This is a genomic window from Moorena sp. SIO4G3, from assembly GCF_010692305.1.
Lineage (GTDB): Bacteria > Cyanobacteriota > Cyanobacteriia > Cyanobacteriales > Coleofasciculaceae > Moorena > Moorena producens_A.
Genome location: NZ_JAAHIG010000072.1, coordinates 1 through 17,847 on the forward strand (window position 1 = coordinate 1; position 17,847 = coordinate 17,847).

Annotated in this window: 15 protein-coding genes; 10 read left to right on the forward strand and 5 right to left on the reverse strand. The window is 44.1% G+C overall.

The window, feature by feature from the left end:
• The first annotated feature begins 828 nt into the window (after positions 1 to 828).
• Positions 829 to 1,380 (forward strand): outer membrane beta-barrel protein, encoded by a 552-nt coding sequence (locus tag F6J99_RS15190; protein WP_070396488.1) that lies wholly within the window; start codon positions 829 to 831, stop codon positions 1,378 to 1,380.
• Between the two features lie 45 nt (positions 1,381 to 1,425).
• Here F6J99_RS15190 and F6J99_RS15195 read toward each other — a convergent pair whose 3' ends face one another.
• Positions 1,426 to 2,376, reverse strand: coding sequence for an aldo/keto reductase (locus F6J99_RS15195; protein WP_293113655.1), 951 nt, complete (start codon positions 2,374 to 2,376; stop codon positions 1,426 to 1,428).
• Between the two features lie 295 nt (positions 2,377 to 2,671).
• Between F6J99_RS15195 and F6J99_RS15200 the strand changes: the two genes are divergently transcribed.
• Positions 2,672 to 3,460, forward strand: a complete 789-nt coding sequence (locus F6J99_RS15200; protein WP_293113656.1) for a hypothetical protein — start codon at positions 2,672 to 2,674, stop codon at positions 3,458 to 3,460.
• Between the two features lie 241 nt (positions 3,461 to 3,701).
• Positions 3,702 to 4,088, forward strand: coding sequence for a nuclear transport factor 2 family protein (locus F6J99_RS15205; RefSeq protein WP_293113657.1), 387 nt, complete (start codon positions 3,702 to 3,704; stop codon positions 4,086 to 4,088).
• On the opposite strand, the gene F6J99_RS15210 is transcribed toward F6J99_RS15205, so the two are convergent.
• The gene (locus tag F6J99_RS15210) at positions 4,085 to 5,695 is read right to left on the reverse strand and encodes a choline dehydrogenase (RefSeq protein WP_293113658.1); all 1,611 of its coding nucleotides are present in this window, start codon (positions 5,693 to 5,695) and stop codon (positions 4,085 to 4,087) included. The two genes, F6J99_RS15205 and F6J99_RS15210, sit on opposite strands and share 4 nt — an antisense overlap.
• Positions 5,696 to 7,174: 1,479 nt before the next feature.
• Here F6J99_RS15210 and F6J99_RS15215 point away from each other — a divergent pair.
• Complete coding sequence (locus tag F6J99_RS15215; protein WP_293113659.1) at positions 7,175 to 8,479, forward strand: glutamate-5-semialdehyde dehydrogenase; 1,305 nt, start codon at positions 7,175 to 7,177, stop codon at positions 8,477 to 8,479.
• 1,379 nt (positions 8,480 to 9,858) lie between these two features.
• Here F6J99_RS15215 and F6J99_RS15220 read toward each other — a convergent pair.
• Complete coding sequence (locus F6J99_RS15220) at positions 9,859 to 10,878, reverse strand: hypothetical protein (protein WP_293113660.1); 1,020 nt, start codon at positions 10,876 to 10,878, stop codon at positions 9,859 to 9,861.
• A gap of 1,378 nt (positions 10,879 to 12,256) precedes the next feature.
• Here F6J99_RS15220 and F6J99_RS15225 point away from each other — a divergent pair.
• From F6J99_RS15225 to F6J99_RS15235, 3 genes are read left to right on the forward strand one after another with little or no spacing between them, the layout of a single operon-like run.
• On the forward strand, positions 12,257 to 12,454 hold the full coding sequence (locus tag F6J99_RS15225; protein ID WP_293113661.1) for a hypothetical protein: 198 nt from the start codon (positions 12,257 to 12,259) through the stop codon (positions 12,452 to 12,454).
• A gap of 47 nt (positions 12,455 to 12,501) precedes the next feature.
• Complete coding sequence (locus tag F6J99_RS15230) at positions 12,502 to 13,491, forward strand: hypothetical protein (protein ID WP_293113662.1); 990 nt, start codon at positions 12,502 to 12,504, stop codon at positions 13,489 to 13,491.
• A 52-nt stretch (positions 13,492 to 13,543) separates the two neighbouring features.
• The gene (locus tag F6J99_RS15235) at positions 13,544 to 14,620 is read left to right on the forward strand and encodes a hypothetical protein (protein WP_293113663.1); all 1,077 of its coding nucleotides are present in this window, start codon (positions 13,544 to 13,546) and stop codon (positions 14,618 to 14,620) included.
• Here the strand turns inward: F6J99_RS15235 and F6J99_RS15240 are convergent.
• A complete protein-coding gene (locus F6J99_RS15240; protein ID WP_293113664.1) occupies positions 14,607 to 14,738 on the reverse strand; it encodes a hypothetical protein in 132 nt (43 codons plus the stop codon). The genes F6J99_RS15235 and F6J99_RS15240 overlap by 14 nt on opposite strands.
• A 427-nt stretch (positions 14,739 to 15,165) precedes the next feature.
• On the opposite strand from F6J99_RS15240, the gene F6J99_RS15245 reads away from it, so the two are divergent.
• Complete coding sequence (locus tag F6J99_RS15245) at positions 15,166 to 15,897, forward strand: response regulator transcription factor (protein WP_083305002.1); 732 nt, start codon at positions 15,166 to 15,168, stop codon at positions 15,895 to 15,897.
• Positions 15,898 to 15,909: 12 nt separating this feature from the next.
• Here the strand turns inward: F6J99_RS15245 and F6J99_RS15250 are convergent, their stop codons facing one another.
• Positions 15,910 to 16,206, reverse strand: coding sequence for a hypothetical protein (locus F6J99_RS15250; RefSeq protein ID WP_293113665.1), 297 nt, complete (start codon positions 16,204 to 16,206; stop codon positions 15,910 to 15,912).
• A 555-nt stretch (positions 16,207 to 16,761) separates the two neighbouring features.
• Here F6J99_RS15250 and F6J99_RS15255 point away from each other — a divergent pair.
• Together F6J99_RS15255 and F6J99_RS15260 are read left to right on the forward strand one after the other, a co-directional pair.
• The gene (locus tag F6J99_RS15255) at positions 16,762 to 17,382 is read left to right on the forward strand and encodes a hypothetical protein (protein WP_293113666.1); all 621 of its coding nucleotides are present in this window, start codon (positions 16,762 to 16,764) and stop codon (positions 17,380 to 17,382) included.
• A gap of 131 nt (positions 17,383 to 17,513) precedes the next feature.
• Positions 17,514 to 17,843 carry a hypothetical protein gene (locus tag F6J99_RS15260; RefSeq protein WP_293113667.1) on the forward strand — a complete coding sequence of 110 codons (330 nt, stop codon included), beginning with the start codon at positions 17,514 to 17,516 and terminating at the stop codon, positions 17,841 to 17,843.
• Positions 17,844 to 17,847 lie beyond the last annotated feature (4 nt).

Here is a 17,847-nt window from a genome sequence, read left to right on the forward strand (position 1 = left end):
TGTATTGTTCCGGCGCGGAGGGGCATCCCGTGTCGTTAATAAAGCTTACCGAGTATCCGAACCGTTGGGTGGAGTTGGTAAGAAGCCCACACGCTCACTCAAAGAGTCAGTGTGGGAGTATGTCACCTCAGTGGCTGGTTAGCTCACTGGCTGGCTAACTAGACTTGGGACAATTACTTATCTACTGCAGTTTAGACTAAATCGTTATCCCAAAAAGCGATCGCTATCTCAACAAGCGATCGCTTTTTGTTTACATATATAGCAATCCGTGTAGCAATTGTGGGAATTTTTGTTGCCTGTTCCCTACTCCCAGCTCCGAACGCGCCCCGGGTGGCCTACGGCCTCAGCTCCCAGATCCGCTGGGGAGCAGGTCTTGCAATGCTTAAACATTAGTACTATTTTCCAGTAGAGCAAGCAATTACCCATGAGGGGGCTATAGATAATGTACAAATATTCATCCAGGACTAGCTCCCCTTCAGACCTATTACCTATTACCGTCTTGATGCAATAGCGAGTGGGGGAAACCCCCAAGACCGCGCAAATCACGCTATTACCTATTATCCATTACCTATTACCTTAGTACTAATGTTGCTGCATAAGTGACATGCTCTCGATCCGCTGTTCCCTTTCCTATAAAAGTTTTCAATGGGGTGGCGACAAAATCATCCTATCATTCAGCAACGCCATCACTGGAGTCAATCGGATATTTTTCTGTAACTTATCCGGATAACTCAACTCGGCTGAGAAATAGAAAAATAGTAGATGCACCTTGATAGCCATCCCCCTGCAATCAAAGCGGGGGGTTTTTTAATTATAACCATGAAACCGATGAAACCCATACTCAAATCTGCCGCAACTTCTCTAATCTTAATGATTGCGATGGTTCTATCTGCTAGCCCTGGCTCTGCTCAACCTGAAGGATTAAAGGGTAGCTACGTGGGAATTAGTAACGATGGCAGCACAATCAGTAATGATATCCTCAATCCCTTTGAGAATTTGCTGGGAATTGGCTCAAACTCAAGCGATGAAAGGATTGGTAGCATGTATCAAGGTCGTATTGATCTGCCCAATTTACCAATTTCAGTGCGTGGTGCAGCGTTTCTCTCGGACAAAGGTCGTGCTCTCGAGCCAACAATTACCTACGATGTACCGGTTGCCAGCAATACTAACATTTACGTTGGTGGAGGCTATACCTTTGTGAACAACGAGGAGATCACCACTCCTTTAGGTAATCAAAATTCAGCGGTATTGACTGCTGGTGTAGAAGCAGCAGTCAATGACTACACCATAATCTACGGCAGCGGCAGATTAAGCCTTAGTGATGAAAACAACGATACTTCCCCAGTTAAATTGCAATTTGGTGCAGGCTATCGTTTCTAAAATCTATTGCTCAATCGTAATGGTAGGGGCGCTTCCCTTGGGCATTTATTTTAACCAAAGACGAGTCACTTGTTCCAACTGAGTAACATCCTCCTGACTCAAAGCCCAACCCAAAGCCCCTGCATTGTCTTGCACCTGCTGTGCGGTCTTAGCACCGGGAATCGGGATTACTCCATCTTGAGCAATCAGCCAGTTAAGGGCAACTTGAGCTGGTTTTCGCTCATACTTTTCCCCTAACTGATTCAGTAGCTTTAGCACAGGGGCAATTTTTTCTAAACCACTTTTGCTAAAGCGGGGGTCAATTGCCCTAGCTCCAGTGGGTTTGATATAGCTCTCTACCGTATACTTGCCTGTGAGTAATCCTTGAGCTAAAGGACTGTAAGCGAGAATAGTCACACCTAACTCACGCGCTTTATCAAGAATACCGTTGCTCTCAATTTTCCGATGCAACAGAGAATATTGCACCTGATTCACCGCTAGGGGTATGCCACGGGCTGCTAAGTAACTGTGAGCTTCTGCCATTTGCTTAGCGGAATAGTTACTGACACCAACTGCTCCAATCCGACCACGCTTGACTTCATCAGCTAGAGCATTCATCAACGTCTGTTGGCTGATCAAGAAACTAAAAGGCATATGTACTTGGTACAGTTCCACTTGCTCGACTTGCAAACGTTTCAAACTGTCGCTCAAGGCATCAGAAACTGACTGAGCGGTAAATCGCCAGGGTAAGGGAAAATACTTAGTGGCAATCTGGGCTTTCCGTCCCAGCTGCTTCATAAACCGTCCGATCAGGGATTCGGATTCTCCTAGTCCATATACCTCAGCGGTGTCAAAAAAGTTAATCCCAGCATCCAAGGTTGCCTCGAAGGCTTCTTTTACCTGAGTAGTGCCGTAGTCACTGCCATAGTTCCAAAACAGCTTGTCTCCCCATGACCACGTCCCAATTCCCAAGGCTGTGACCATCGGACCATTCTGACCTAACCTGATCGTCTGCATTCTCAACACTCCAGCTCTTAACATTTCTTAATATTAGTTCAGTTTATCGTGGCGTGGTCAGCTATCAGCTTGGTTGACGGTTGAAAGTTGAAAGTTGAAAGTTGAAAGTTGAAAGTTGAAAGTTGAAAGTTAAAAGTTGAAAGTTGAAAGTTGACGGTTTATAACTTAAGTTGAAAAATTAACGATAAACTAGACTGAGCACTGACTCCCTGACCCATTCAGCTATTAATAAAACTAAGAAAGGAAAAAATTGCTGCAATAGAAGGCTTGATTTGGGAGCCTGAAAACCTTTATTGTGCTTTGGTTGTGTAATCTGGTTACTCCTGTGCGGCGTCAATCCCAACAGCACTCTCAAACCCTTGACCAGGGGCAAGGTATGAATATAGACTCATACATCAACATTGAGCAAGAACAAATTACACGCTCCCGCGTGCTATTTCATAGCATTCGCTTTGATTTAAATCAAGACATTCTTACAAAAATTAAACAAGCACAACAGACTGGTCACGGCCTTGATATTTCCGGAGAGTTGCTTAGTGATTTACGCCATTTAGCTCTGCTCGATTGGGAAAACCGCCTCCAGTCTGGATTGACGTTTTCTACCTACTATCTACCAGTTGATCGAGCACAGGCACTGATGCGGAGTGTGATTGCCCTTGATGGAGAAATCCTTCACCAGATCAAGAGAGACTGTCTGGAGAATCCCGACTTTTGTTGTCAAATTGCTGACGCTCACTACTGGCTGATCACTCAAATCTTGGCTCAGCTACGCCTAAAACCATCACCCAACTTCCCTAAGCTGGCTTGGGGACTATCAGCGCTGATGATAATCTTGGTGATTTTGGCAGTGCTGGTAATACCTGGTGTATTACAGCTAATAGTTGCTCAACCGTGGAGATGGTTGATAATTATAGTGGGCATAGTCAGCTGTGCTCTACTTCTAGTAATACTACAATGGCTCCTACGTTCATGTTTAATCAGGATTGCCCCTTGGATGTTGCGTCAGCTATTGTCAGGTTTGCTATCGTCCAAGCCTGGTCCTAAGAAAATTGCTAAACGTATTCTGGCATGGTTATTGCCCTGATTAGTGCTTAGTGGCGTAGGGTGCGTTAGGGGCGGGCTCATCCTCATTTTTCGCTCTAGCGCCAGGGTTGGCAGCGATGCAGCGCGGTCTTGGGGGTTTCCCCCATGAGCGACTGCATCAAGACACAGCCCGCCCCGTAACGCACCACCGGGTCAAACAGCTGCCTTTTGCCTTTTAGCTGGGATTATTCGTTAAGGGCAGAATTTAACCGATAATAGAAAGGTGAAGTCATATAGAAACTATGTCACCAGAAGCGATCGCATCAGTTATCAATGTCTATTTTGAAACCATGGCGGCCATGAATCCAGGAGGCTGGGTAGAGATTTTTGCTGAAGATGCAGTGATTTATGACCCAGTCGGAAAGCCACCAATCAACGTCTCTGAGGACTCGGAGAAGTTCTTTGGACTACTGTCTACCTTCTTTAACAGCTTTGACATCTCACAAGAGCAAATTTTTATTGCTGGCAATGGAGCAGCGGTAAAGTGGAGAATGAAGGCGTCTGCTAAGAATGGTCGTGAGGCTACTGCTGAAGGCATCAGTGTTTTTGAAATCAATGATGACGGTAAGATTCAACAGGTTTTGTCCTACTGGAATGAAGCAGAAATGATGGCTAAACTGAAGGGCTAATTCCTAAGTGTTGTTGGCTCCTCTGCCATCAGCAAATCAGCTGCTTTTTCCGCAATCATTATGGTCGGGGCATTCGTGTTACCACCAACGATAGTGGGCATGATTGAAGCATCTACAACTCTTAACCCCTCTATACTATGTACCTGTAAGCGCGAGTTAACCACTGCCATTGGGTCATTCCCCATCTTGCAAGTCCCAACTGGGTGATACAATGTGCCTGCGCTATCGCGGATGTAGGTCGCAATTTCGTCGAGTTGCTCGACTTGAGTTCCAGGGAAAAGTTCCTCCCCCCGAAAGGTCTCAAATGCTGACGCCTGAAGTATTTGACGACACAGCTTGATGCCAGTAAGCAAAACCTGTAAATCTGTTTGATCAGTTAGATAATTGGGCTGAATTAGGGGTGCAACTAAAGGGTTAGGGGAGGACAAACGTATATAACCCCGGCTTTGGGGATGTAACAAGGTGGCAAAGAGGGTGAAGTAGTTCCCCTCCATTGGCTTAACGTTCTGCCTAGATAAGAAAACTGGGGCAAAATGCAATTGTAGGTCAGGCTTGGTCAAATCCGGTGTAGTTTTGACAAATCCCCCTGCCTCAGCAATATTTGAAGTTAACGGTCCGCGCTTGAATAGCAGATATTTCAACAAGTTGCCAGTGGTATTGGCTCCCTCAAGGGTAATCGGTTGAGTACATTCGTAGACAACACCAGCCCATAGATGGTCTTGCAGATTTTGTCCTACTCCTGGCAAATTCACCACTACCGGAATTCCCAAAGCCTTGAGATGATCTGCTGGTCCAATTCCGGAAAGCATCAGTAGCTGAGGAGAATTGATTGCTCCCCCACAGAGAATGACCTCCCCTTGATGCCCAGAGGTTGTAGTTAATTTCTCGATCTCGGTGGCACCACCATCGAGAATGTACTCCACACCAGTGACGCGAGTTCCATCTAACAAAAGGCGAGTGACTTGAGCGCCAGTGCGAATGGTGAGGTTAGCTCGATGGCGGCAGGGTTTTAAGTAAGCAACAGCGGTACTATGACGTTTACCGTTTTTCTGAGTTACCTGATAAAATCCTACCCCTTCTGGTTCTGGACAGTTGAAGTCCTTGGTGTTTTCCAAGCCTATTTCTGTAGCTGCTTCGACAAACGCCTGAGATAGGGGGTTGGTGTAGCGCAAATTGGCGACATTGAGCGGACCATCAGTGCCATGGTATTCAGACGCTCCCCTTTCCTGGTTTTCGGCTTTCTTAAAATAGGGCAGCACCTCAGAAAAACTCCACCCCTTATTCCCTAATTCGTGCCAGTGGTCATAGTTCCAACGGTGACCTCGAATATATATCATGGCGTTGATAGAGCTACAGCCACCTAGAACCTTGCCACGGGGCCAGAACAATTTGCGGTTGTTCAGATTGCTTTGGGGTTGTGTATAGTAACTCCAATCGTATTCAGTTCTTGATAGGGCGCGAAAGGCGATGGGAATGTGAATTGACCGCTCGCGGTCTGGCTTGCCAGCTTCCAGTAGCAATACTCTAGTGTTGGGGTTTTCCGTGAGGCGGTTAGCAAGGACACAACCTGCTGAACCAGCACCGACAATTATATAGTTATAGAGCATCTTAGATTTAGGCTCAAATGGAACTATTGCCTGATTTGAGTAGTTAAGATTAACATTGAGTCTATGGCAAAAGTCAATTTTTGCTTTTTGCTATGTAGCTATAGTACCTATTACTCTGAGCTGTTCCCAAAAAAATAACCCCTGAGTATCTTGCTGTTAGATCACAGCTCGACCGACTAAGGGGTATCTATGGCTGAATTGCGTAAGCTATTTACTACTATCCACAGCGGCTGTATGCGATCGCGTTTTCGCAAAGGTGAAGTACCCCAACCTGCTTCGCTGAGGTTGGGGCTTCCCATTCTCAGTTCAATCAGGGACGGTTTTATTCGTCTTCGAGGTTTCCCGCTTCATCCGCCGATGCCTCAACCAGCAAGCTCGTCTTGGTCTTACTCAGCGTCCACAGGCAGACATCCGCCTTCCGCAGACGCATATTTTGGCGACAGACTTACCTTGGAATTACAGCGATAGCTGACCAGCTGGGGCAAGTCTCTTCCCTGAACTCTGCTAGTACTTTTACACCTTGAAGGTAGCCTTTTAGTCAGTCAGGAGGGTCATCGACCACTTTTATTTTAGCACGAATCGCGCTCTAGTTGTCGTCTCGCTATCCATCCCCACCGTGAAAGACGGTGGGGAATTCCGCGAGTTTTGTTAACCTTATATTAACCAATGGTATAACTTCACGGTAAGACCAGTTGCTCAGACCTCAGACAACTAGTATCTAGCCGGGAAACGCTTTTGAGCTGTTACACAAAAAAAATACCCCTGTCTTGCTTTTAGATCACAGACAGAGGAATGAAGGGGTATTGATGACTGAATTGCGTAAGCTATTTACTACTATCCACAGCGGCTGTATGCGTACGGGTTTTCTTATAGTTAACCAATGGTATAACTTCACGGTAAGACCAGTTGCTCAGACGTCAGACAACTAGTATTTAGCTGGGACAAGCCTTTGAGCTGTTCCAAAAAAAATAACCCCTGAGTGTATTGCTGTTAGATCACAGCTCGACCAACTAAGGGGTATCGATGGCTGAATTGCGTAAGCTATTTACTACTATCGACAGCTGCTGTATGCGTACGCGTTTTTCCAACGTTAACCAAAGAGTTAACCAATGGTATAACTTCAGGGTAAGACCAGTTGCTCAGACCTCAGACAACTAGTATGTAGCCGGGACAAGCCTTTGAGCTGTTCCAAAAAAAATACCCTCTGAGTGTCTTGCTGTTAGATCACAGCTCGACCAACTAAGGGGTATCGATGGCTGAATTGCGTAAGCTATTTACTACTATCAACAGCGGCTGTATGCGTACGGGTTTTCCCAAGGTTAACCAAAGAGTTAACCTTATGTATAAGAGATGGTTTAGCCGATGATGGCGGTTTCGGGCAACCAAGAATACCCAAGAATACCAGTGCCTGCACCCTTTGGGAGCGTCAATTTGCTACACTTCTGATCACATATTGGTATTGCCTCCAAAATCAAAACCATGACAGCTACACCACTTGCATCCATACCCCTAAGTGCGATCGCTCAAAAAACCCGTCAAGCTGCACAAAAGTTAGCCGTTCTCTCAACAAAGGCTAAAAATGAAGCTATTGAGGCAATAGCCCAAGCCTTGGAAGCTGCAGCACCGGAAATCCTAGCGGCGAATGCTGCAGACTGCCAAGCGGCTGAGGCGGATAACATTCCGAAACCCCTTTACAATCGCCTGAAGTTGAACGAAACGAAGCTCAAGGGGGCTATTCAGGGGGTGCGAGATGTGGGCAACCTTGGTGATCCTGTAGGCAACGTCCAAATTCATCGAGAACTGGATCAAGGACTAATCCTCAAACGAGTCACTTGTTCCTTAGGAGTTTTAGGGGTTATATTTGAAGCTCGTCCCGATGCCTTAATTCAAATTACCTCTCTTGCGATTAAATCCGGTAATGGTGTTATCCTCAAAGGCGGTAAAGAAGCAATTCGCTCCTGTGAAACCCTAGTCAAAGCAATTCATAAAGGATTATCTACCACAGCAGTTGATCCAGCAACGGTACAGTTGTTAACCACTAGAGAAGAAATCAAAGAGCTGTTACAACTAGACAACTATGTGGATTTGATTATTCCCAGAGGGTCCAATGCTTTTGTTCGGTTTGTGCAGGAGAATACTCGTATTCCAGTACTCGGTCATGCTGATGGGATTTGCCACCTCTATATTGATGCAGCAGCTGACATAGAGAAAGCGGTAACTATCACCGTTGATGCTAAAACGCAATATCCAGCTGTTTGTAATGCTATTGAAACCCTGCTGGTGCATTCAGACATTGCTCCTCGTTTCCTGCCCCTAGCAGCAGAAGCTTTGAAAAAGCGTAATGTAGAATTGCGAGGGGATGAAGCTAGCCGTGAGATTATCCCAATCTCTGTAGCAACGGATGAGGATTGGTCTACAGAATACAGTGATTTAATTCTTTCTATCAAAGTAGTAGATTCTGTAGAAGAAGCGATTAACCATATCAATACTTATGGTTCCAGACATACGGATGCAATTGTTACTGAAGACCAGGAGGTAGCAGATAGCTTCGGAAATCAAGTGGATGCCGCTAATGTTTTCCACAACTGTTCTACTCGCTTTGCCGATGGTTTCCGTTATGGGTTTGGAGCAGAAGTAGGAATTAGCACTCAACAAATGCCCCCCCGTGGTCCAGTGGGCTTAGAAGGATTAGTAACTTACAAATACAAGGTTACAGGGAATGGTCACATTGCGGCTACTTATGTTGGTGAGAATGCTAAGGCTTTTACCCATCGGGATATGTGATGTTCTTCCTTAAATTTATCTTGTTAAAGAAACTAAGAGGTTTTAAATTCCGAAAGTTGAGTAGGGTGCGTTAGGGACGGGATCGCCCTAATTTTCCACCTCTTCGCCAGTTGAAACAGTCCGTCCCGTAACGCACCACCGACTCAAACAGCAAAAATGAGATGCACCCAGAGGTTTTAAATTCCGAAAGTATTGTCCAGTAATGCTTTGAGTATAATTATACTGCCAGGGGCACCTAGTAAGCGATGCAGCGCGGTCTTGGGGGTTTCCCCCATGAGCGACTGCATCAAGACAGTGCTCTTGATCGATATTTTTAGACTTTTGCAAGAGGTCTATAAAAAAAACCTCAGCGGGTAGCTGAGGAATTAGTCACGTTGCATCTACTATTTCTTAATCCTTGATTGCTCTGTCTCGATCCGGAAGAAATTAGAAATGCTTACGCCAAGGAGACAGCCAAGATGGCTATCCCACATAGAACTAATAGATTGGTTGAGACAACAGTGAACAAAAAAAATCCCCAGCGGGTAGCTGAGGGATTAGTCAGGGTGCATCTACTATTTCTTAATCCTTGATTGCTCTATCTAGATCCGGAAGAAATTAGAAATGGGATAGCCAAATAGAACTAATAGATTGGTTGAGACAAGATTAAACAAAAAAAATCCCCAGCGGGTAGCTGAGGAAGGAGTCAGGGTGCATCTACTATTTCTTAATCCTTGATTGCTCTGTCTAGATCCGGAAGAAATTAGAAATGGGATAGCCAAATAAAACTGATAGATTACTTGAGACAAGATTAAACAAAAAAAATCCCCAGCCGATAGCTGAGGGATGAGTCAGGGTGCATCTACTATTTCTTAATCCTTCATTGCTCTATCTCGATCCGGAAGAAATTAGAAATGGGATAGCCAAATAAAACTGATAGATTACTTGAGACAAGATTAAACAAAAAAAATCCCCAGCCGATAGCTGAGGGATGAGTCAGGGTGCATCTACTATTTCTTAATCCTTGATTGCTCTCTCTAGATCCGGAAGAAATTAGAAATGGGTAAGCCCAATAGAATTGATAGATTGGTTGAGACAAAATTGAACAAAAAAAAATCCCCAGCGGTTAGCTGAGGGATGAGTCAGGGTGCATCTACTATTTCTTAATCCTTCATTGCTCTGTCTCGATCCGGAAGAAATTAGAAATGGGTAAGCCAAATAGAACTGATAAATTTGTTGAGACAAAATTGAACAAAAAAAAATCCCCAGCGGGTAGCTGAGGGATGAGTCAGGGTGCATCTACTATTTCTTAATCCTTCATTGCTCTATCTCGATCCGGAACAATATGGCAAAACAGCTCTTTTCTACTAACCATGGGGCAAGCGGGGGATTGACGTTATTTACAAATCCCCCCAGGTCTGATCAAGAAACTGCATAATCCGTTCGTCAACCGACATCTTTGAACCGTCTCCAGAGAGGCTGGTTGCGCCTGAAGTGTAGAAGTGGCCGAAGGCGGGGACCCAGGCAAAGGTATATCGAACACCAACCTCCTTGTAAAGCTCAATCAGAATGGGCATTGAAACGAAAGCAGCATTCAGATCGTTCTGTCCTTCGATCAGGAGGATCGGCGGGCTATCCGATGATTCTGTTACCGTTTTGACGATGTCGAAGCCGATGATACCACTAGACAGCTGGAAAGTAGCTGCCACCGGTTCGTGCATGCCATGGGCAACGTTCAAACTTGTTACGGCTCCGGCAGAAAATCCACCGAGGACAATGCGCTCTGGATCGATATTGTAATCAGCCGAGCGGATATAGTTGAGGGCCATACGCAGGTCTTCAGCAGCCGACAGCACCGCGTCGCCGAGAAGTTCCATGTCTTCAGGATCGCTAGGATCCAGAGGCTCAAGCCCCATAACTTCACGGACCTTATTCACTTGATCGATAATAAGTTCGAGGTTCGTCATGTCGATATCCTCTGGCGGGTAACCTTCCCTCGACGGTACTGGGTTGTCAGGTGCCAGCCGATAACTGATTGCGAAGCAAACGTAGCCCCGCGTTGCAAACTTTCGGCAATAATCCCCCGGGGAGGTGTCTTGCGCGCCACCTTCGTCGTAGGTGTAGCGTGGACTGCCACGATGGAACGAGCCGCCGTGGGTAAAAATGATAGCGGGTCGTGGTTTTTCTTCGGTTTTTTCTTCCGTGTCTTCAAGGGGCTCGTAGACATCCATCCACAAGTTGATAGTATCCAAGTAATCATCCCCTTCATCGTCTTTGACGATAACATCCCCTTTGCCGTAGATCACCTCTGCCGTGACCTTGTAGTCAAGCATGGATCGGGTTTCAGCTAAGGCAGGAGCTTGAAACAACATCCACAAACAAAGACAAATTAAAGCAAACAAAGCAGTAAACTTTCTCATCAGCACTCCTAATGACCTAGAGGTAAAAGGATTCAGCAAAAATCAATACAACTGAATCTCCCTGGGAAATAGTAAATCATTTAAAGAAATTGATCAACCCACATTCCGCACCTCCCAGTGCCAGCCATTTTGGTTTGATAATAATTCTTTTTTATAGTAGTTATGTACTACTGTGATTCCTCATTTTTAGTTTTAAGATAGTGGGGCCGAGATACGTACAATATTAGCCATTAGGCTGGAAACCCCTTCTCCGAAATGGTTTTAAAACTCTTGTTTCAAAACGCTTACCCATTGATCAGGAGTGATAGATTACTTGAGACAAAATTGAACAAAAAAAATCCCCAGCGGGTAGCTGAGGAATTAGTCAGGGTGCATCTACTATTTCTTAATCCTTCATTACTCTGTCTCGCTCCGGAAGAATTTAGAAATGCTTACGCTAAGGAGACAGCTAAGATGGCTATCCCACATAGGACTGATAGATTGGTTGAGACCAGAGTTAACAAAAAAAATCCCCAGCGGTTAGCTGAGGGATGAGTCAGGGTGCATCTACTATTTCTTAATCCTTCATTACTCTGTCTCGCTCCGGAAGAAATTAGAAATGCTTACCCTAAGGAGACAGCCAAGATAGCTATTCCACATAGAACTGATAGATTGGTTGAGACCAGAGTTAACAAAAAAAATCCCCAGCGGGTAGCTGAGGGATGATTCAGGGTGCATCTACTATGTCTTAATCCTTCATGGTTCTACCTAGATCCGCTGGTTCCCAGATCCGCTGTGCCCAGATCCCCTATTCCCTATAGCTGAAATCCCTGAGTTTTGAAGAAATTATGACTAAAGTAAGCCTGAAACCCTTGTATAAACTGGGTTTCGGGTGTTTTGTATCACACAGCTACTTGAGTTCCAGGGTAGCATGGGCAATTTGCCCTTGACTTATCCACTAAAGTTTCAGTACAATAAAGTAGAACATTTGTACTACTATAGTTTTTTCTCTTAACCATTGCACCCACACCCCTAGAGCCATCACATCGCTCCTACAACGAAGGATTGTAGATTAGCGAGCGTATCGCTGTGGGTAGTGTGGGGTACTTGCCATTAGTAACTGGCTGATAGGGAAACCTCTTGTTTGGGAATTATCTCAGATAAGAGCACTGTCAATACTGCACTGCGTGGATTTTGGATAAATCCCCCCAACCCCGTCGGGATCCCCCTCCCGTCCCCCGCGCGGAAGGGGGAAGCCAGAGGAACCATAGCCTTTTTGTTCATGGGGAAGGGCGATTGTCTATTCTCTATTGTTCCCCCCTTGTTAAGCAGTAAGGGTGATCCCCCTCCCGTCCCCCTTATTAAGGGGGAAGCCAGAGGAAGCATAGCCTTTTTGTTCATGGGGTCTATTGTTCCCCCCTTGTTAAGGGGGGTTAGGGGGGATCTCCCAGGGTGGATCAATATTGCTAACCAGCCACCGGCTACTATAGCGGTTCTCATATTAATAAAGTACACACACCTATTTTTTTCCTGTTCCCGATTCCCGATTCCCGATTCCCGATTCCCTGCACGCAGCGCTATAGCAATTTTCCAGTAATCATTTTCAAGTAAAAATATCTAAATATCGTCAAAGGAACACACTATATGGTTGCCACAAAAGACAGTAAAGACCAAATTTTCCAAGCCTTTGAGCAAATCCTAAAAGAGCGGCAAAACATTGACTCAAAAATTGCCACCAAAGAAGAGGAGGCGGAAAAAGCTAAAAATCAACAAGTGCTGGAAACGGCCTCAAACTATACCGTTGATAATATTGTCAAAGGAATGGCTGATTTACAGCTAGAGTTTGGCACCATTGTTAATGAATTGTCAGAAAAATTATCCTCAGAAGCCTCTAAACTTGATCAGCTAAAGCTGGCGATTAAGGTAGAAACTGAACACTTGCAATACCTTCAGCAAATTCGAGTTGTAGCTGATGCCTTACATTTGCTGAATCAAGAGCACCAGGAAAAGCTGAAATCTCTAGAGCAAAAAGCAGCTCAACAGCGAGAAGAGATCGAAAAAGACCAAGAGCAAAAACGTAAGCTTTGGCAAAAAGACCAAGAAGACTTTGAAATAGCACGTCAAGAACAAAACGAATTATTGACTCGGGAACGACAACGCCAAGAAGCTGACTATCAATACGAATTAGAACGTAACCGTAAAATTGAGACGGATCAGTATGAAGAACTGAGCCGTAACCAGGAGCGAGAATTGCAAGAGGCCAATCAAGAAAAAGACAAGCAATGGTCTGAGCGAGAACAGAAGCTACAAGAATCTCAAGCCCTGTTTGAAGAGTATCAACAGAAAGTGGAAGCTTTCCCAGCTGAGCTAGATGAAATCGTTAAAAAAGTAAAAGATAAAGCCATTAAAAAAGTCCAAAACGACGCTAAGGTACAGTCTGATTTGCTCGCCAAAGAATGGGAAGTTACTCAACAAGGTTATGACGTTAAAATTCAGTCTCTGGAGCAACACATAGAAAAACAAAATAAACAAATTGAAAATCTATATAGTCAGCTACAAGAGACTCTAAAACAGTCCCAAGCCCTGACCTTGAAAGCTTTTGATGGCTCTTCAAGCAGCAAGGCTCAAAATTAGTGAATAGTGATACCAGTTCAGAAATTTTCCAATAGAATATAACCTTGAAAGTATGACACGCAAACCTAACAGCAAGAACACCAAAGCAGAAATTTTAGAGGCTTACAAGGAATTACTAGCAGAACGAAATGCTTTGGAAAAAGAAATGAAGCAGATGAACAATGCGGGAACTCCTCAAGTATCCACGGTGGAAAAAAAGCAAACTAATGGATCCGTATCAGCAAAAGTCATGAAAGACAAAATGATGTATACCCTTGACAGCCTGGTTAAGCTGCAATTAGGGTTTGGTAGTAGTGTCAGTGAGTTGTCGGAAAAACTAACATCAGAAGCGGCTAAGCTAGAAGAATTAAGAACAGGGGTTACTGAGGAAACTCAACAACTTGCTGAACTCCACAATTTATCAGAAATTCAAGACGAGACCTTAGATACCTTAATTGAAGCCTATCAGAATAGCTCTAAAGCATTCGATGAAGAAATTTACCAAAGACGGGAAGAGTTAGAGCTGGAAATAAATCAGTTACAACAATCTTGGTACAAAGAACAAGAGGAACAGCAACGAGCTATTAAAGAACGGAATGAAGAACAAAATAAAACCCGTAAGCGAGATGCTCAAGAGTATGATTATAATTTAGCACTACAACGCAGCTTAGATGAAGAAGCTTACAAGCATAACCAAGAAGGTTTATACAAAGAATTGGAGGAAACAAGGCAACAACAAGAGAAACAATGGGCAGAGCGGGAAAATGCGATCGCAGAGCGAGAGAAGCAGTTTGAAGAAGCAAAAACTAAGGTAGAAGCATTCGACCAGGAAAAATCTGTGGCTATCAAAAAAGCCCAAGAAGAAGGCAAAGCGATTGCTAGCCACCAGGTCAAAATTCAAGCCGACTTGCAGAATAAGGAATTAGAAGGAAATAATCGTGTCTATCAGCTAAGAATTGAATCCCTGGAACAGACAATAAAGGAATCCTCAGCACGGATACACAGTCTTTCCCAGCAACTCGATACTGCCCTCAAGCAAGTTCAGGATTTAGCGGTCAAGGCAATTGAGGGTGCTTCTAATATCAACTCTTATCAAGCCCTTAAAGAAATTGCCTTAGAGCAAGCCAAAAATCCAACTAAGGGTAAATAATGGCAAAAAGCGATGCAGCGCGGTCTTGGGGGTTCCCCCCATGAGCGACTGCATCAAGACAGGGGAATATAGCGCTACGCCCAAGGGCAAAAGGCAAAAGGCAAAAGGCAAAAGGCAAAAGTTTACTATATTAACAGCTTTTCAGCTTGTATCAATGTCCTAACCTTAATGCGTAGTGGTTTATTTTAGTGGTTTTGACGGTTGACGACATACTGTTGTCAACCGTCAACTATTAATAGTCTACCAAAAGTGATCATTGACACAGGTAAAATAGTCCGGAGTTGTATCATCAGTAATATTGGGTCAAAGCGCTAATCAACCGATGGAAACAATTTCGGTAGGTGCCGACTCATGATCACCAGTTTGCTGATCAATCTTGAGCTATGGAGCGCGTTCGCTGAAAGCGGGGCTGAGGCCTTTGGCCACGCTTCGCGAACGCCCATCGCGTAGCGTGGCCAAAGGCCAATCGCTTCCATTTTTTTTTGGGTTGTTAGGTCAGCAAACACATCCTATAGTTGTCAATTTCGGTATCAGTGTTCTAGTCAATGGTTATGAACGTAGTCAAAGAAATTCGGGTGTTACTGATTGAGAGGGGTGATTTAGCGCAGTTGGGTCTCAGAAAAGTCTTGGAGCAGTACAAAGAAGTCAGTTTGGTATCTCAAGTTTCTAGCATGCGTCATGTGGCGGCCTTTTTAAAAAAATCTAACCCGGACGTAGTAGTCATTAATTTAGAGCCTTCAAGCAATAGTGATGCGTTATTGCGGTTAGTCAGAAATTGGAAAGTGGCATTTTTTACTAACATATTGCTGCTATCTTGGGACACATCAGAAGAATTTGTTATAAGCGCTTTTGGGGCTGGGGTAGATTCTTATTATCTAAAACGTATCAATTTTCCGAAAACTAATGTAGACACCAGTACTTTCTTAGATGCTTTGAGAGCTACCTATGAAGGGCAACACTGGATTGATCCAGAAATAGCTGGTTATCTCCTAAAAAATAGTATCAAGTCACCGGTTAAGAATTTTTCTGGGATTACGTTAATCAATTCCTGTGAGCCTGACTATTATCAAATTCTTAGGGAAAATCCACTGACTGAACGGGAACTAACTGTCTTGGAATTGATCGTAGCCGGTTATACCAATGACGAAATTGCCGAGCGATTATTGCTAGGTCTTGGCACAGTTAAAACTCACATTCGGTCTCTGCTGTGGAAACTGTGCTGTGACGATAGAACACAAGCAGCAGTGCAAGCACTTCGCAGTGGTTTGGTGAAGTAGATATAGCAGTTCTCAATTGGGTGAGTTACAACCTTTTAGGGAGTAGGGAGTAGGGAGTAGGGAGTAGGGAGTAGGGAGTAGGGAAGTCAGAGGGTACATCTGATCTTTGTAAAAAAGAAGGGAAGTGTGGGAAGTGTGGGAAGTGTGGGAAGTGTGGGAAGTGTGGGAATTTTTGCCTCCCCAAGACCGTAATGGTGCGCTTGACCCGTAATTAAATTCGCCACGGGTCGCACCTCTGCATCCCTTTGCGTCAATTTTTTTCCACTGCTCCCTGCTCCCTTTTACTTCAATCCTATGCTCACAACTCAAATATAAATGCTTTATCCATTAATGTTTACAGTTTAGTTGTTTTACTTTAATTGCTTAAGTGAACTTTTAAGCAAAATAGCTTATTAACTAGTAAGTACTAAAGCCTCTACCTATAGGTTGAGTTTCAGCGTTTTTTTTGTTAAGTTTTTTTTCTTTTATCAGAGTTTTCTTAAAATTTAGTTTATTTATCTATTCCTTTTGGACGAGTAACATTTTGAGACTGTTGAGGAGCTGTGCCAATTATATTGAGAGGTTAAGTAATTCAGGACTTACGCGGTTAACTTGATTTCGCCCCCCTAGCCCCCCAATTCTGGGGGGTAATGATGTCAAAGTCCCCCAGAATTGGAGGATTTAGGGGGCAAATGCGTAAGTCCTGTAATTGTAATCCCTGGGGTGAAACAATTACAATCATTTAGCTTATTCAAAATGCTCTTTAAATCAGTAACATTTATTAATCAAGATAAATTGAACTATTCCTCTGGGATCGCTTTTGCGATTTAAAAATTTTCTGTATCACAATAAGAGTCAGAATATTTACGGAAAGAAAAATCCACCATGGTGAACAAGTCCTCTGTTGCGATTTCACCTCGTCAACAACAGCGTTGGAAAAGTAAAGAAACTATGTTTGCTAAGTTGCTTGCTCAGTTGTTTACTCAGTTGAAGCAAGTGCCCTTGGGCTATTTAATGGGCATGGCTGCGATCGCAATGGCATTGGATCTCTATATCAGTACCTCCGTCACTCCTTTGATTGCTGTATCATTTTTGATGTGTCTAGTTGTGGGAGTGAAGTGGATTGGAGTCCAACCTAGTAATTCTGGGAATCAAATTCAACGGCTAATCAGGAAATATGGTTTAGGAGCCTGTCTTTTCCTATTCGCCTTTCTGTGGTTTATGTTGGACTTTACCGCCGCGCCAGCCCATGCCCAGTTTTTCAGAGTTGCAGAAGATTGGCTAACTAGTGCTATTCCTGAAGTAGACGCCGATTTGGTGTCCCTGGTGTTTAACGTTTTACGAGCACTATTCCTCATTTATTTGGGTATTTCATTGGTAAAAGTCGTCAATGCTGCCCAACAAGATGATGACTGGAAAACCCTAGCCCGTACTCCAATCATCATTTTGATTGTAGTTACCTTGGGTGATCTGTTAGCAACCTACATTACTGGCACAGGAGCATAAACTACGCGCTTATCTAATTTGCCTGTTGAGTTTTATCTAGCTGAAGGGATGAGTAGTCAGGGTTTTATTGAGATTGAAGATTTTTTCAATCACTGATAGGAACGCAAGTCTGATCCAAAATAGCTTGACCTATGGCAAATAATTCAGAGCAACAATTCCGTCGTGTTAACCGAACTCTTGATGAAAAACCGAGAATTGGTCCTATTCCAGCCGATCAGTTTATCCCCTGGGCAATAATTTGGGCACTTGCCTATTACATCGTCAAGGGAGTACTAGGAGCTAGTTGGGTATGGACATCTTGTTTCGGAGTTTGGGGTATGTCTACTTGGTGGGTGCTAACTTCCTCTAGCCATTGGAAATTTCTTTCTAAGTTTATACCTGTACCTCAATGGACAAGAGGCATGGGTAGATACCAAAGGCTTTTAGATGTTAAACGGGAAAAGGCAAAGGGCAAAGGCTAAAAAG